This window comes from Agrobacterium sp. 16-2014-1-2a, from assembly GCF_053522705.1.
The window spans coordinates 182,223-197,802 of record NZ_JBNWBX010000001.1 but is presented as its reverse complement, the minus strand read 5'-3'; the positions used below and the strand labels follow the sequence as shown (position 1 = coordinate 197,802).

The window sequence follows — 15,580 nt, the reverse complement described above, 5'->3', positions numbered from 1 at the left end:
GTGCCCGCTCCGCAACGCGGCAATTGCATGCCGCACCACCTTGATAGGATGAAGCCGCAACCGGCATTCACGCTAAGGTTATCACCGCACCGGCCACACTCCGCAAAGTTCATGTCGCGTTCATCGCGCTTATGTGACAGTTACATGACAGTTTTGCGACGCCCCGATTCACCTCCCCGAATTGCGCGGTGTCGCCTCGTAATACCGGAGTATGAGTTTGAGAAATTCGGCGCCAAAAACAACGGCTTCCGAAAAGGCTGATTTTGTCTTTTCGCCTGCATGGACGCGGAGCCTTTCCAAGCTTTCGGGTAAGGCCTACACGCTTGCCAATCTGACATTTTCGTCGGTCGTGCTTGTCGTCGCGCTGGAATGGATCGCCCGCGGTTCGCTAGTTGATGTCGGCACCTTCCTCACCTCATCCGCCCGCCCCGGCATGACCACCATCGCCGCCGTGCTGCTGCTGCTCGTAGCGCTGGATTCCATCCTCGGCCGCCGTTACCTGTCGCTCATCGCCGTTGCGCCGCTTTGCGCGCTGACAGGGCTTATTTCCGCGCAGAAACAGACCTATCTCTCCGATCCGCTTTATCCCTCCGACCTGCTGTTCGGCCGGCAGATCCTCGAGCTTCTGCCCACCATGCTGAAAGCCCAGCCGGTGACGGCCGTGCTGGTCGGCCTTGGCCTTTGCGCCACGGTTGCGGCCCTTTCCACCCTGTGGCTGCTGGCGCGGCGTTATTCGCCGGGCTTGAGCTGGCGCGAACGCGCCGCAGGTCTTGTGCTGGCGCTGCCGCTTCTGGCCGGCCTCGCCTCGCTCATGGACTATTCGCATTATTCGTGGGTGCGCGATCGTCTCAACATCATCCCCATGATGTGGGATCAACAGGAGAATTACCGCCATAACGGTTTCCTGATGGCCTTTGCCTTCAATATTCCCATGGCCAACGTCTCGGCGCCGCAGGGTTACGGCGAAAACAGCATCGCAGACCTGACCTCGGAACCCGCCGCCTTTGCCGCCAACACGGGCGATTACCCTGATGTCATCATGTTGATGAGCGAATCGCTGTGGGATCCGACACGGCTTGAAAACGTGAAGCTCTCTGCCGATCCGATGCCCAACATCCGCGCCAAGCAATCCGGCAACGTGTTCTCGCCGGAATTCGGCGGCATGACGGCGAATGTGGAATTCGAGGCGCTGACCGGCTTTTCCAACGCCTTCCTGCCCTATGGCAGCATTCCTTATCAGCAATATATCCGCCGCCCGGTGCCCTCGCTTGCCAGCTTCTTCCGTGGCGAAGGATATTCGGCCATCGCCATGCATCCGTTTCAGGAATGGTTCTGGAACCGCAAGGAAGTCTACAGGAATTTCGGCTTCGAGGAGTTCCGCTCGGAAGAGACATTGCCGCCCATGGAAAAGCGCGGCAACTTCGCCTCCGACGACGCGCTGATGGACCAGATCATGGTGGCCGCGGACGATGCGCGCAACCCGCTCTTCCTCTTCGCCGTCACCCTGCAGGGACACGGACCTTACGAGGCGGGCCGTTATGCCGGCGACACCATCGGCGTAGAGGGCGATCTTTCCGCTTCCGCATCGCAGGCGCTTGGTACCTATGCGCAGGGCGTGGCGGAGGCCGACGACGCCCTTCTGAAGCTGATGCGCTGGGCAAAAAAGCGCGAGCGCGAAACCATCATCGTGCTCTTCGGCGATCACCTGCCGCCGCTTGGCCAGACATTCGTGGAAAGCGGCTACATGCCGGGCATGGTGGCCAGCCGCCGCGCGCCGCTGGAAATCATGAAAAAGGAACACGAGACGCCGCTCGTCGTCTGGTCCTCGAAGACGGGCGTGCGCAAGAATATCGGCACCATCAGCCCGGCGCTGCTGCCCTATCACGTATTGAAAACAGCCGGTTTCTCAGACCCCTTCTATACGGGGACTTTGGGTGAAGTGCAGGATGCGTTTTCCGTTGTCGACCGGCATATGCTGGTGGCAACGGATGGCAAGGCCCTGCCCGACTGGTCGATTTCACCCAATTCCATTCCGGACGTGGTGCGCAATTATCGCCTGCTGCAATTCGACATGATGTTCGGCGAGCAATATGGCCGAGAGCGCTTCTTCCCCGGCTTCAACTGGGTAAATGACGCTACACCCTCCGTCTGATGGGGCTGGATGTCTAAACGGCATGGCAGCGGAAATCGTTTGAATTCCATTGCCATGCGGGTTTATCTCGACAGGGCCGTAACGAACCATCAGCACCACGAGAAGCACCGTGTCAGACATCTCCGACTATATCGTTTCGCACTTCAAGCGCTCCTCCCGGGAAATCGGCGAGGTGGAGCGTCGTATTCTGGAACTGTCGCACCAGAAAAAGCTGGTCTCGACCGACACCAATGCGGAATTTTCCGCCGGGGCAAACCTGGGCGACAGGCTGGCCGACAGCATTGCAAGGGTTGGCGGCTCCTGGGGATTTATCCTCAGCTTCTGCTTTTTCCTGGTGTTCTGGGCAATCATCAACACGATCGTGCTGACGACGCGGGCCTTCGACCCCTACCCCTTCATCTTCCTCAATCTTCTGCTCTCCATGCTCGCGGCCATTCAGGCGCCGATCATCATGATGTCGCAGAACCGGCAGGCCGCCCGCGACCGCTTCGAGGCCGCCAAGGATTATGAGGTGAACCTGAAAGCCGAGCTTGAGGTGCTGTCTCTGCACGAAAAGATCGACGTGAAGGTACTGGCCGAACTGGCAGCACTCAGGCAGGACCTCGCTGCCCTTCACCGCCATGTGACCCGGAAAGAAGACTGACGAGAAAGAACCGGCGCGCGAAAATCCATCCCCGCTTTTCCCCGCCCCGCCTTACCCTGTTATCTTGAATGCAGTCCTGCCGGGTAGACGCCAGACGTGGCGTAAACCGAAGGACGGTCCTGGTGGTGGGAACGGTGGCACGTTCATGGTGACAGGACCATTTCGCAAAAGGCCGTGCACTGCCTCTTGCGAAATACGGCTTTCTGGAATGCCCGGTCGCGCAAGCATCCGTCCACTCCAACCCCAATCAGAGCGTGACCGGGCACAACCCGTCTGAAACTACGAAAACCCGACGGCGAAGGCCGTGCCGGGCGCAAAGGCGCATCTTTGCGTCGCAAAACGACGAGCGGGCAAAACGGTTACGAATCCGTCAGATTATTGCGCTACAGATTGACGCAGGCGTTTGTTGCATTGCACTCTCGTGTGCAAGGCTGACAAGGGAATCACTTCCCCTGGTCAAAATGGCATCACGACCATTTCGCGGCAGCGCCATCCCGGATGCGACATCCGGTCATTGCAATACATTCTGTTCCGGGGTTTTCATGTACCAGTTCGATCTGATTGTTATCGGCAGCGGTCCGGCGGGAAGACGCGCCGCCATCCAGGCCGCTAAGCTCGAAAAGAGGGTTCTGGTCATCGAGAAGGGCAGCCGCGTCGGCGGCGTTTCGGTGCACACAGGCACCATCCCTTCCAAGACATTGCGCGAAACCGCGCTCAATCTCACCGGCTGGCGCGAACGCGGTTTTTATGGCCGCTCCTACCGCGTCAAGCAGGAGATCGACGCGGACGATCTGCGCCGCCGCCTGCTGATCACGCTCGACCACGAGGTCGAGGTGCTGGAACACCAGTTCGCCCGCAACCGCGTGCAGCACATTCGCGGCACGGCAAGCTTCGTCGATGCCAACACGGTGAAGGTGGTGAAGAACGACGGTGAAGTCATGAACGTCACCGGCGCTTCCATTCTGCTCGCCATCGGCACGCGGCCCTACCGGCCACCGCATATTCCCTTCGACGGCGCGGCAGTGCTCGATTCGGACGAGATACTCGAGATCAAGGAACTGCCGCGCTCCATGGTCGTTGTCGGCGCGGGCGTCATCGGCATCGAATATGCCACGATCTTCAGTGCGCTCGACACGCAGGTAACAGTGGTTGAACCGCGCGAAACCATGCTGGAATTCATCGACAAGGAAATCGTCGAGGACTTCACCTATCAGTTGCGCGACCGTAACATGAAGCTGATCTTCGGCCAGAAAGCGGAAAAGGTGGAGCGCGACGACAGCGGCAAGTGCCTCGTTTCGCTCAGCAACGGCCGCGTCCTTAAAGCCGAGACGGTGTTGTTCGCCGCCGGACGCGTCGGCGCAACCGATACGCTCAATCTTTCCGCCTGTGGGCTGGAAGCCGACAGCCGCGGCCGCCTGAAGGTCAATCCCGAGACCTTCCAGACAACAGTGCCGAACATTTACGCCGCCGGCGATATCATCGGTTTTCCGAGCCTCGCCTCCACCTCGATGGAACAGGGCCGTATCGCCGCCCGCCACGCGGTCGGTGCACCGGCCGGTGAACCGCCGCAGTTCTTCCCTTACGGCATCTATGCCGTTCCGGAAATCTCCACCTGCGGCCTGACGGAAGAAGAAGTCACCGAACGCCACATTCCCTATGAATGCGGCATCGCCCATTTCCGCGAAACCTCACGCGGCCATATCATGGGTCTCGACAGCGGGTTGCTGAAGATGATCTTCTCGCTGAAAACCCGCCGTCTGCTCGGCGTCCACATCGTCGGCGAAGGTGCCACCGAACTGGTGCATATCGGCCAGGCCGTGCTGAACCTGAAGGGTACGGTGGAATATTTTGTCGAGAACACCTTCAACTATCCCACGCTTGCCGAGGCCTACAAGATTGCCGGTCTCGATGCGTGGAACCGCATGGGTGAGCTGAAGAAGGATTGAGGCTGGCTGTTGCGGGTGGAGATCGTTTGCAATGTGCGCAAACCTCTCCTCCGTCATGCTCGGGCCTGTCCCGAGCATCTGCAACGTCACGATTTTATGCGACGTGATTAGATCCATGGGACTAGCCCAAGGATGACGCCGAATGCGACGCAAGAACGTCTATCACCTTCTGCTCATCCATACGATAACCGGTGACGCCCCTCACCACCGAATACTATACCGCGCACTCACACCCGGCCGAAAATGATCCGCATATCCCTGATCGAGCGTTCCGCGCACTGTCAGGTGATCGCCGATCTTCTGCTCCACGGCCACGCCGCTGCTGAACTCGTTGAAGCTGTTGCGGCTTGCCCCCGTCAGCACGAAGGCCGTGCCGGTTTCCGAGCGGGAAAGGCGCAGCGACTGCGATACATCCAGGCCGTTCCATTGCTGCGCCGTGCCGTCATAACGCACCGTGAAATTTCGGTTGGCCTCGATATCCAGTTCCGGCGTAACGATGCGTTTCTGTCGCGACGTCATGGAAACGCTGCTCGACCCCGTCAACGCGTTGAAGAGGACACCGACATCACGGGCAAGCGACACGCCGGGCAACTGTTCCGCCAGCAGCGTGACATTGCCCCACAACCTTACTGGCGTATCCACCACCTGCCCCGTCCTGGAGGCATTCATGCCCATTTCCAGCCCCGCCCGGATCGGCGTCTCGACCGGCAGCTTCGCACCGATACGCGCCGTATAGGAACGATCGGAATTCTTGACCGGCTTCCAGATCAAACCAGCCTCATCGGCATGGGCGGAGGACCCAAGAGCAGTGAACAAAGAGAGCAAAAGGCCAAAGCCTGTTCGTGGTGACATATCTTGTCCCCTGGCAAATTAAGGGCGCACCGGGTGAACCCGGCAGGCACGGTAAAAGCTTAAGGCCAAAGGTTTTGGCAGCGATGACAGCCGCGCGTTGGCGGCCCATGTTTCCTTGACGGCTGCACCGGCAGCCAAGACAAATCATGCTGCGCAGGGTGCCAGATGAACGGGAGATGAACAAGAGCAGATGCAGCAAAAAATCATGCTGCACCGCATTGTGATCGAAACGAAGGTGACGGGAAGCGTAGCGTGTTAATTTCCTGCCTTCGGAACAACGCAACGAGCCAGAATATCATCCACCACCACTCCCAAAGACCTCGATGAATCAATGGCAGATGCACCGACTGGAAGGTCTTCTTTCGTTGCGTGGAGTTGCAGGACAAATTGTCTTTCGGCCAGATTGCCACCGAACTCATCCTCGGGCCTGGCAGCCAGCCGTCTTTGTAAGGTCGCTGCATCGACATCCAGAATGAAGACCTCATCGAACAGATCTACAAAGCGTCGAAAATTTCTCGATCCGCCACAGAAGAAGGTGACGGCGTGCTCTTGATCAGCCACAAGCTGCCGAACTTTTTCGACATTCCAGATGTGATGTCGGTGACGGAAGGCGATTTTTGTGTCGCCGCCCTGAAACAGCGCGACATCCATGGTTTCGCCCGTTTCGGGGTCGCCTTTGTAAGCCAGTTCACGGTCGCCGTGAATCACATGAAAGCCGCGTTGCTGAAGTTCCGTTGCAACCGAGGTTTTACCAGCCCCGGAGACACCCTCGATCAAATAATTTCTTCTGCCCATCGCCGCGACTGCCCAACGCCCTGTCATGCCTTCTGAAGATAATAGTCGAGAAAGACGTGAAGATGTCGGAGTGTCGAATTCTCCGGTTCATGTAACGCGAAATTGCGGTAGCTTGACGACTCAACGTTTTCCCACTGATAGTGACAAAAAGGCGAAGCCTGCGCCTAACCTCCCAGACCTTCCCCAGCATGGTCTTGAACGGAGGCAAAGGGACTGTCGTTGTCTCAGGCTACTGTCTTGGTCCGATCGTTTCGGGCGGGTTGCTGGGGAATCGCGTCCGGGACGTGAAAGGCCTGATCATGACGCAAAATAATAATTTCAAACGCCGCGTAAGAGCTCGTGCAGCGAAAACCGGCGAGTCCTATACGGCGGCGCTCAAGCATATCCGCCGAACTCCCGACATGCCAGTTAGCCCTTCTTTACGAATGGCTGTCGCGCAAACGTCGCTGGTCGACGACCCTCGTATGGTTTCGGCACTGAAAGCAGCCGGGCAAGAAATGCGTCGCCTCATGTGCGATGCCCATAAGGCCGGCGCCCGTCTCATCCATTTCCCGGAAGGGGCAACGTGCTGGCCCAATAAACGCATCATGTCCGAAACTGGGCCGAGAGAAATCGGGCCTTCCGACTGGACGCGCTTTGAATGGGAAACCCTGCGCAGAGAACTGGAAGCGAGCAGAAAACTGGCGCGAAGGCTGAAGCTTTGGACGATTCTCGGTTCCGTCCATCAGCTTACTCCGCCACATCGACCGTATAACAGCCTGTACGTCATCTCCGATCGCGGGAAGCTTATAACTCGCTACGATGAGCGCCTGCTGTCGAACACCAAAATCTCGTTCATGTACTCGCCGGGAACTGTACCGGTGACGTTTGAAATCGATGGCTTCCGTTTTGGTTGCGCGCTCGGCATGGAGGCGCACTACCCAGAAATATTCATGGAATACGAGAAGCTGAACGTCGATTGCGTGCTGTTTTCCACCGCAGGTGATGGCCCGTCCAATGCCCCGGCATTTGCAGCCGAAATATTGGGGCATGCGGTGAGCAACACCTATTGGGCCAGCTATTCCACCTTGGCGGCTCAGAGTACAGCTGCTCCCTCGGGAATCGCCGCACCGGATGGCCGTTGGGTGGCGCAATGCCCGATGAACGGTTTACCGGCTATCGCAATAGCAGACATTGCTATCGATCGTGAAAATCCCGCACGACCATGGCGGCGAAAAGCCCGCAGCGATCTATATGCGCCTCATCAGGTGAATAATGATCCCAGAAGCGATAGCCGGGAGCAATTTTAACAGGCGAGATCGGTCAGCGGCGCGGTTTGGGTCCGCTGGCCACCGCGCAAGGCGGATGGACCGTATCGCCCAGACGAAACAAAAAAGGCCGCAGCTTTCGCCACGGCCCTTCCATTCATTCAGCTTTCGCCAGCCAAGATTATTCGGCGTCGGCCTCAGTGGCCTTCTTCTTGGCCGGAGCCTTCTTCTTCGGAGCGGCTTCTTCGCCTTCAGCGGCGTCGTCAGCTTTGGCAGCAGCCTTTTTCTTGGCAGGCGCCTTCTTCTTGGTTTCCGTTGCTTCTTCGCCGTCGTCAGCCAGAAGCTCTTCCTTGGAAACGGTCTTGTCCGTTACCGAGATTTCCGTGAGCAGCTTGTCTATGACCTTTTCTTCGAAGATCGGAGCGCGCAGCGAAGCGGAAGCGCCGGGGGTGTTGCGGAAGAAATCGAGGATTTCCTTCTGCTGGCCGGGGAACTGCTGCAGCTGCTGGAACAGCGCGCGCTGCATTTCTTCTTCGGTCACTTCGACGCCGGCCTTTTCGCCGATTTCGGAGAGAACGAGGCCGAGACGAACGCGGCGTTCAGCGAGCTTACGATATTCTTCGCGGGCTTCTTCTTCCGTGGTGTCTTCGTCAGCGAAGGTCTTGCCGGACTGGGCAAGATCGGTGTTGATCTGGCGCCAGATGTTGTCGAATTCGGCATCGACGAGGCCAGCCGGCGTGTCGAACTTGTACATTTCGTCGAGCTGGTCGAGAATCTGACGCTTGACCTTCTGGCGGGTTACGTTGCCGTACTGGCTTTCGATCTGGCCGCGAACGATTTCCTTCAGCTTTTCAGCCGATTCGAGACCGAGCTTTTCCGCCAGTTCGTCGTTGATTTCAACAGCAGCGGCAGCAGCAACTTCCTTGACGGTGATGTCGAAGTTGGCTTCCTTGCCTGCGAGGTTCGCAGCCGGGTAGTCAGCCGGGAAAGTCACGGTGATGGTCTTTTCGTCGCCGGCCTTGACGCCAACGAGCTGGTCTTCGAAGCCGGGGATGAAGCGGCCAGAACCGAGAACCAGTTCAGCGTCTTCAGCAGCGCCGCCATCGAAGGCTTCGCCGTCAACCTTGCCGAGATAGTTCATGGTGACGCGGTCGCCCTCGGCGGCCTTGCCCTTCTTGGCTTCAAAGGTACGGGCGCTCTCAGCGATCTTGAGGATCTGCTCGTTGATTTCGTCTTCGGAGACTTCAACAACTTCGCGGGTAACCTTGATGCCGTCATTGGCCTTCAGTTCGATGGCCGGAATGATTTCGTAGGCAACGGTGAATTCGAAATCGGTTTCAGCCGAAAGGATCTTTTCGGCTTCCTGCTCGTCTTCGGTCATGGAGATGGCCGGCTGCGTTGCAGACTTCTCACCGCGGCTGGAAAGGATTTCGGAAGGCTTTTCACGAACCAGCTCGTTGACGAGGTCGGCCATGATGGACTTGCCATACATCTTCTTCAGATGGCCCATCGGCACCTTGCCGGGACGGAAACCGTTGATGCGAACCTTGTCCTTGGCGTCAACCAGGCGCTCGTCCAGACGGGCCTTCATGTCGGCAGCCGGGATAACGACCTTGAGTTCGCGCTTCAGGCCTTCAGCCAGCGTTTCGATAACCTGCATTTTCTCAAACCTTCACATCATGGCGGCGGTGCTCAGACAGCCGTTGGTTTACTTTCGAGCACTGCGCCGGAAACGTCGTTCCCCGGCCGTGGCTTCCATTATTTCTTCACACAAGCGCCTGCCGGACAAAATTGCGCTCGCGCCGGAGACAAGGGCGCGAAGGGGATGATGAACCCCAAAGCTCCCTGCATCACTAAGGATGCACTCTGGCACAAGCGTGGCACAGCCATGCTTTACTTGTGGTGCGGGTAGAGAGACTCGAACTCCCACGCCGAAGCGTTGGTACCTAAAACCAATGCGTCTACCAATTCCGCCATACCCGCACGTTGGGCGGCGGTATGTCACAATGTTCTGGAAGGGTCAAGCACACCTTATCGCCGCGTCCGGTTTCGCCCGGACTTTTCTTGGGTCCCCGCCCCAGCCGCAAAAGCCGCCCGGTACGTTCTTGCCGTTTCGTGCCCGCATGAAAGGGAACGGCGCGCCCGCAGACGATGACACGAGGGGCCGCAAAACTGCGCACGCCGTCTCCCTCTTTCCCGTCCGGCTTCACATGTTGCGACAGGAAAAACGCGCAACATTTATGCGGCTACATGACATTATATATAGGACATGCCGCCCGTCATTTTACGAGAACGCGCGCCTCCAGCCGAAGCCCTTATACGAACGACCTTTGCATCCCCATCCTCGCCGCTGCCCTGCCCGACCCCTGGTATTCAGCCGGACCGCACGGCTTGGCAGCGACAGATGTCGCCAAGTTCACTAAAAGCACACAAATTGGTCACAAATTATGCAGCAACCGCCGCAATTGGGGTCGTTTACCGGCTTGCTTTGCGTTCCATGCATAGGTGGCATCTTGCTTTGTCTGTTTTTGTTTTTATTAAACCGATTATATTCATGGTCATACAGAGATCGAGTTCAGCCCCGAGCCTAATCCTCCCAAGACGGGCCGGAAATGCTGGACAGCACGAAGAGGAAGATGACAATGAACATTACACGCTCGCTCACCAACTGGCGCAAGTATCGTCAGACCGTAACCGAACTCGGCCGCATGACCGACCGCGAACTGAGTGACCTCGGCATTGGCCGTCAGGACATCCGTCGCGTCGCACGCACCGCCGTCGGCATCTAATACGCTCCGCCGCTTGAGGCGGCGGATGCGAGACGACCCTCCCAAAAGGCCAGAGGCTCCCGCCTCCGGCCTTTTTTTCGTTCTGGCACCTTCTCGGAATCGAGCCGCGCCGCCCCACCGGCATGTGCGCGTGACAAACAGATGAAAAATGCATCGATTAGGCGGCTGCATCCGGCATGTCTGGAGAGCCCGAACGCCCTTCAAGCACCGCTGAGGGGAGCAAAAAGCCGGTCTAACACCGCCAATGGCCGCAAACCCCTTCAAAACCGCCCGAAAGACAGGCATTTCCGCTCATATTTTGCTCATGCGGTAGTCAAAGCCGCAAATTTAGCCGACATAGTGCACAAATGCATGGCAGTCGCCTAAATTCTGCACTGCACAACATGGCTCAATGTCTATATATAAAACCTCAACAGCCGAGAGCACAGAAACACTGAGCCGGCCGACGAAATCAAAGAAAGATTGAGGAAACGATCATGAACCCTATCCGCATCGCAAAGAACTGGATCTCCTACCGTCGCACGATCAACGAACTTGGCAGCCTGTCCAACCAGGCCCTGAGCGACATCGGCCTGACACGTTACGACATCCGTAACGTAGCTTCCCGTTCGTTCCGCTAAGGCGTAAAAGATCGTCCCGCTGCCCGACCTCCAGGGCGCGACGATTGAGCGACAGGTAAAAGAAAGCGGCGCCTCTGGCGCCGTTTTTGATTCTGGCGGTATTCGCCGGAGATTTTTGGCTTACAAGCATAGAGACCACATTCCCTCCGCCCCTATCGTCCCACCCGCAAAAACATTTGGCTGTCGCAGCCATGCATGGTAGTGCATCGCCCTGAAAAACGCGTCCTTCGGGACCCGCGCGGAACAATCACTCGAAAGACAGCCGCCGGAGGGGAGCTTTTGCCCCCACGCGGCCTATGGGCGCCAGCATGCAAGACAAGACCTATTCTCCCATTCACGTCGTGGGCGGCGGACTGGCCGGTTCGGAAGCCGCCTGGCAGATCGCTGAAAGCGGCGTTCCAGTCATCCTGCACGAAATGCGCGGCGTGCGCGGCACGGAAGCGCACAAGGGCGATACGCTGGCGGAACTGGTCTGTTCCAACTCCTTCCGCTCCGACGATGCGACCGCCAATGCAGTGGGCGTCATCCATGCGGAAATGCGGCTTGCCGGCTCGTTGATCATGGCCTGCGCCGACAGGCATCAGGTACCTGCCGGCGGCGCGCTTGCCGTCGATCGCGACGGATTTTCTCAGGCCGTCACGGACCGGCTCGAAAGTCACCCACTGGTGACGATCCTGCGCGAAGAGGTTTCCGGCCTGCCGCCGAAGGAATGGGGCAGCAGCATCATCGCCACCGGCCCGCTCACCTCGCCGGATCTGGCGGCGGCGGTTCAGGCCGAGACGGGTGAGGATGCCTTGGCATTCTTTGACGCCATTGCCCCCATTGTGCACCGCGACAGCATCAACATGGATATCTGCTGGTACCAGTCGCGTTACGACAAGGTTGGCCCCGGCGGCACGGGCAAGGACTACATCAACTGCCCGATGAACGAGGAGCAGTACAACGCCTTCATCGACGCGCTGATCGCCGGCGACACGGTGGGTTTCAAGGAATGGGAAGGCACACCCTATTTCGACGGCTGCCTGCCAATCGAGATCATGGCTGAACGCGGCCGCCAGACGCTGCGCCACGGGCCTATGAAACCGATGGGCCTGACCAACGCCCACAACCCCACCGTCAAGGCCTATGCCGTGGTCCAGCTTCGCCAGGACAATGCGCTCGGCACGCTTTACAACATGGTGGGTTTCCAGACCAAACTGAAATACGGCGCGCAGGCGGATGTATTTCGCATGATCCCGGGTCTCGAAAATGCGGAATTCGCCCGTTTGGGCGGCCTGCACCGCAACACCTATATCGATTCCCCCGTCCTACTCGATCCATCGCTGAAGCTGAAATCCCGGCCTGACCTGCGTTTTGCAGGCCAGATCACCGGCTGCGAAGGGTATGTGGAAAGCGCCTCCGTCGGACTTCTGGCCGGCCGTTTCGCTGCCGCCGAACGGAAAGGCGACACCCCGAGCCTGCCGCCCGCAACGACAGCCCTCGGCTCACTTCTCAACCACATCACCGGCGGGCATCTTTCCTCGAATGATGAGCCGGGCAAACGTTCCTTCCAGCCGATGAACATCAATTTCGGCCTCTTCCCAGAACTGGAGCCAGGCTCCATCGTCAAGCCGGAAGGCGTGAAACGTTTTCGCGGCAAGGACAAGACAATCATGAAACGCCAGCTCGTTGCAGCGCGGGCGTTGAGGGATTGTGCAACGTGGTTGAACGGGGGCGAGGTCATCCTAGAAACCGTCACCGATCATTATCGCTGAAACGCCACGGCATTGGCTAGGGTGAAGCCCCTGACCAATGCCGTCAGCGAACATTCCAGAAAAGCCAGTCCGACTTTCCCTTCTGATATTTGTAGTGTCGGGAGAAATACGGGTTTACCGCCGTCACGTATTCGAACTCGATATCCGTATTGCCCAGCAACGAAATGAGCGGGCGGTATTTGTAACGCCCCGAAATTACGATTACCGCTTCTTCGGTCTTGAAGTTTCCTTGCGTCAATATCTTGTCCCACTTCACGTTTTCGGCGTTGCCAAAAAAATTGTACGGGGCGAACTCGGTCACGGCGACCCCACCCACAAGCTTGGCGCTTCTGAGCGTCAGATCAAGCTTTTCAGATTCGAGCGGGCGCCCGGCAGCCATGACAAAGGATTTGACGCCCGTCCTGACGCGCTCCTCAAATTCCGGGAATCGGGCCGACCAACGGGCCGTATTGTCCACAACTGTTACGAAACGGTCATAGCTCATCCAGCCACGCCCGATTTCGATCACCATCGCCAGTACTAGAATGAGCAAAGGCATCAATAGCGCTAATTCCACCGCGGCAACGCCAGAGCGCGAACTTATCAGCGAGATGGATAGATATTTCAATCTCTTACCAATCATTCCGTCACCAGAACCGCGGTGATCGCCAGAGAGAGATTTTGCAATTGCGGCTTGCCCCCGGAACTGGGAACGAGCAGATGGGTGGTGGGAAGAATGAATTTCCAGTCATACCCCAGCGCCAGAAGATATTGCCCGGCGGCCTTGCTTGGCGCCTCGAATTTGTTCTCGACCGGAAATGTCACCGGTGTAGTAGCAAGGTTGGCATCAGCAATGGCAATGAGCGATATTTTCAGGTCATCTTCAGTTGTCGCGAGCAGGAAATTCGAGGCAATAACCTGCCTGAACTCCGCCGCGGTAACGGACGTTCGGCCAGCCGCCGCCTTGCGCAGATATTCAGTCCCGGCAGTGGCCGCCGTCGACATATTGAGGCTGAAGAAAAGCACGAGACTAACTTCGATGATACCGAAGATCAGCAGGAGATAGACCGGCAAAAGCAAACCGAACTCAACGGCGGTAGCCGCACGGATATCCGTGGCAAGCGACCGGATGAGACTGGGGAAGTCACGATGCGATATCTTAAAACGAGTCAAGATAAGTGACCTCGAATGCCGTTATGATGCCACCCAGACTGTCGCTCGTTCCAGCGGCGGCGATCGACAGCTTGTATAGCGAATAAGTATCGACAGTGACCTCGTAGCTTCGGCGCTCCCATCGAATTTCATTCGCCTTCTGGCTCATCTGGATAATTTTTTTCTCTACACCCATTTGGGGCCGCAACACCTGCAGCGAAATATCGATGTCGTTCGAGCCTTCGTAATTTTGGTTTCGCCCGTTGTACCAAACCGAGATTTCGTATTTGCCGGGATGCATTTCCACATATTTGAAGATCGAGCTGTTGGCGTCGCGTCTTTTTTGCCCTTCCCAGTGACTATCAAGTTCGACAGCGTAGCGGGTTGGCGGTATTCGCTCATGTTGGCCGTTGCGCATCGAGGGCGTGTTGTTCTTCTCTTCTTCTGTAGTGCACTGCTGCCCCTGCTCGGAATTCAAGGCGTCCTTGCCATCCGGTTGCGCCTTGCTGCCGTTTTTCGGATCGTTGTTTTCTTTGGGAAGAGTAGCCTGTGACTTTGGGGTGCATGTCATCCTGGCGCTTGTCTCCTTCTCCTTTTCCTGATCCCCGTAGCCCTGCCAGCCATGGTTCTTCCGGCAATCCGCATTGCTCCAATCCTGAAGTTCGATGCCCGGCCCCGTACCGCCATCCCACCCCAGTTCGGCATAGGTATAAACACCCCAGCAACCGTTGGGTGTTTTGGCGGTTCTGCCGTTTTTCAGCATACGTTCCGTGCCGTTCAGCGTCTTTTCGAAGGTGTTGTTGACAACGACCTCACCGTCATGTGGATAAGGCGGTATACCGCCACAACGATACGACAGCTGATAGTCCAGTTTTTCCGCCCCGAACATGCCACTGAACACGGTTTTGTAGCTGAACTTTGCGTCTATATCCGTCGTCAGCCAGTCGATTTTAACATCGCGACTGACCACATCCTGTTTGGTGGAACGGATCAGTGCGTCGAACGTGTCGAGCACGTTTTTACGGCGCACCTCATCCAGGGGTACGTTCGTGCGCGTCGGTTTTGTCGAACGCTCACATGCCTGTGCAACCACCCGCTTCGACTGGCTATAATATGCCAAAGCCCGGCCGCCTTCGAAAAGAAACCCGAAAAAAAGCAGGAAAACCGGCAACAGCAACGCCGTCATAATGGCGAAACTGGCCCTCCGGTCGTGCAAAAACGCCCCGAAAATCTCCGCCAGACCGTCCAGTTTTGTCTTAAAATTCAACATTGAAAATGCCGCTTCATGAAATTGGCTATCACCCGCCTTAAAATAAATCGCCCAGTTTCCCTCCACGCATCCGGACAGACACAACGCCACAGCCGGAGGGAATATTGGGGCAGCAGCAAACAAACTCAGCAAAGGCTGATGTACCGCGATCATGGCGGCACGCGGCAAATGAGCCGAACCACTTGCAAGCAAGAGATGCAAAAACTAATAACAGCCGCCGAAATACAGCACCGACTGCGGGTTATGCTCCATTCGAAATTCTATATTGTGGTATAAACACCAAATTTGTAAATTAATAGTCACCTTTATTCCGAAAAATATATGTAAAAACATACACTTAAATCACGTATTCATAATTTAGAATAGCTGAAGTAAACCATA

The 15,580-nt window shown here is 57.2% G+C and carries 13 protein-coding genes and 1 tRNA gene; 7 read left to right on the top strand and 7 right to left on the bottom strand.

The features are described 5' to 3' along the window. Nucleotides 1–211 precede the first annotated feature (211 nt). From ACQZ45_RS00995 to sthA, 3 genes are all read left to right on the top strand, one after another. The gene (locus ACQZ45_RS00995) at nucleotides 212–2,152 is read left to right on the top strand and encodes an LTA synthase family protein (protein WP_162736193.1); all 1,941 of its coding nucleotides are present in this window, start codon (nucleotides 212–214) and stop codon (nucleotides 2,150–2,152) included. 109 nt (nucleotides 2,153–2,261) lie between these two features. Next, a complete protein-coding gene (locus ACQZ45_RS00990) occupies nucleotides 2,262–2,795 on the top strand; it encodes a DUF1003 domain-containing protein (protein ID WP_003515504.1) in 534 nt (177 codons plus the stop codon). Nucleotides 2,796–3,337: 542 nt separating this feature from the next. Further along, the gene (gene sthA, locus ACQZ45_RS00985; protein ID WP_003515506.1) at nucleotides 3,338–4,741 is read left to right on the top strand and encodes a Si-specific NAD(P)(+) transhydrogenase; all 1,404 of its coding nucleotides are present in this window, start codon (nucleotides 3,338–3,340) and stop codon (nucleotides 4,739–4,741) included. Nucleotides 4,742–4,942: 201 nt separating this feature from the next. Here the strand turns inward: sthA and ACQZ45_RS00980 are convergent, their stop codons facing one another. Next, the gene (locus ACQZ45_RS00980) at nucleotides 4,943–5,593 is read right to left on the bottom strand and encodes a hypothetical protein (RefSeq protein WP_065660894.1); all 651 of its coding nucleotides are present in this window, start codon (nucleotides 5,591–5,593) and stop codon (nucleotides 4,943–4,945) included. A 255-nt stretch (nucleotides 5,594–5,848) separates the two neighbouring features. Next, the gene (locus tag ACQZ45_RS00975; RefSeq protein ID WP_112674304.1) at nucleotides 5,849–6,388 is read right to left on the bottom strand and encodes an AAA family ATPase; all 540 of its coding nucleotides are present in this window, start codon (nucleotides 6,386–6,388) and stop codon (nucleotides 5,849–5,851) included. A gap of 299 nt (nucleotides 6,389–6,687) precedes the next feature. On the opposite strand from ACQZ45_RS00975, the gene ACQZ45_RS00970 reads away from it, so the two are divergent. After that, complete coding sequence (locus ACQZ45_RS00970; protein ID WP_025593588.1) at nucleotides 6,688–7,677, top strand: carbon-nitrogen hydrolase family protein; 990 nt, start codon at nucleotides 6,688–6,690, stop codon at nucleotides 7,675–7,677. Nucleotides 7,678–7,816: 139 nt separating this feature from the next. Here the strand turns inward: ACQZ45_RS00970 and tig are convergent, their stop codons facing one another. Both tig and ACQZ45_RS00960 read right to left on the bottom strand, forming a co-directional pair. Beyond that, nucleotides 7,817–9,295: a trigger factor gene (gene tig / locus ACQZ45_RS00965; RefSeq protein ID WP_003515514.1), complete on the bottom strand. Its 1,479-nt coding sequence runs from the start codon at nucleotides 9,293–9,295 to the stop codon at nucleotides 7,817–7,819. A 240-nt stretch (nucleotides 9,296–9,535) separates the two neighbouring features. After that, a tRNA-Leu gene (locus ACQZ45_RS00960) sits at nucleotides 9,536–9,618 on the bottom strand. Nucleotides 9,619–10,277: 659 nt separating this feature from the next. Between ACQZ45_RS00960 and ACQZ45_RS00955 the strand changes: the two genes are divergently transcribed. From ACQZ45_RS00955 to trmFO, 3 genes are all read left to right on the top strand, one after another. Then, the gene (locus tag ACQZ45_RS00955) at nucleotides 10,278–10,424 is read left to right on the top strand and encodes a DUF1127 domain-containing protein (RefSeq protein WP_013636249.1); all 147 of its coding nucleotides are present in this window, start codon (nucleotides 10,278–10,280) and stop codon (nucleotides 10,422–10,424) included. Between the two features lie 476 nt (nucleotides 10,425–10,900). Next, nucleotides 10,901–11,044 (top strand): DUF1127 domain-containing protein, encoded by a 144-nt coding sequence (locus ACQZ45_RS00950; RefSeq protein ID WP_003515516.1) that lies wholly within the window; start codon nucleotides 10,901–10,903, stop codon nucleotides 11,042–11,044. A 296-nt stretch (nucleotides 11,045–11,340) separates the two neighbouring features. After that, a complete protein-coding gene (gene trmFO / locus ACQZ45_RS00945) occupies nucleotides 11,341–12,798 on the top strand; it encodes a methylenetetrahydrofolate--tRNA-(uracil(54)-C(5))-methyltransferase (FADH(2)-oxidizing) TrmFO (RefSeq protein WP_162711080.1) in 1,458 nt (485 codons plus the stop codon). Nucleotides 12,799–12,841: 43 nt separating this feature from the next. Here the strand turns inward: trmFO and ACQZ45_RS00940 are convergent, their stop codons facing one another. From ACQZ45_RS00940 to ACQZ45_RS00930, 3 genes are read right to left on the bottom strand one after another with little or no spacing between them, the layout of a single operon-like run. Then, the gene (locus ACQZ45_RS00940; protein ID WP_013636251.1) at nucleotides 12,842–13,420 is read right to left on the bottom strand and encodes a TadE/TadG family type IV pilus assembly protein; all 579 of its coding nucleotides are present in this window, start codon (nucleotides 13,418–13,420) and stop codon (nucleotides 12,842–12,844) included. Continuing rightward, nucleotides 13,417–13,950: a TadE/TadG family type IV pilus assembly protein gene (locus ACQZ45_RS00935; protein WP_448742117.1), complete on the bottom strand. Its 534-nt coding sequence runs from the start codon at nucleotides 13,948–13,950 to the stop codon at nucleotides 13,417–13,419. The genes ACQZ45_RS00940 and ACQZ45_RS00935 overlap by 4 nt, the downstream gene beginning before the upstream one ends. Next, nucleotides 13,937–15,352 (bottom strand): pilus assembly protein, encoded by a 1,416-nt coding sequence (locus tag ACQZ45_RS00930; RefSeq protein ID WP_448742116.1) that lies wholly within the window; start codon nucleotides 15,350–15,352, stop codon nucleotides 13,937–13,939. Before ACQZ45_RS00930 ends, ACQZ45_RS00935 begins: the two co-directional genes overlap by 14 nt. Nucleotides 15,353–15,580 lie beyond the last annotated feature (228 nt).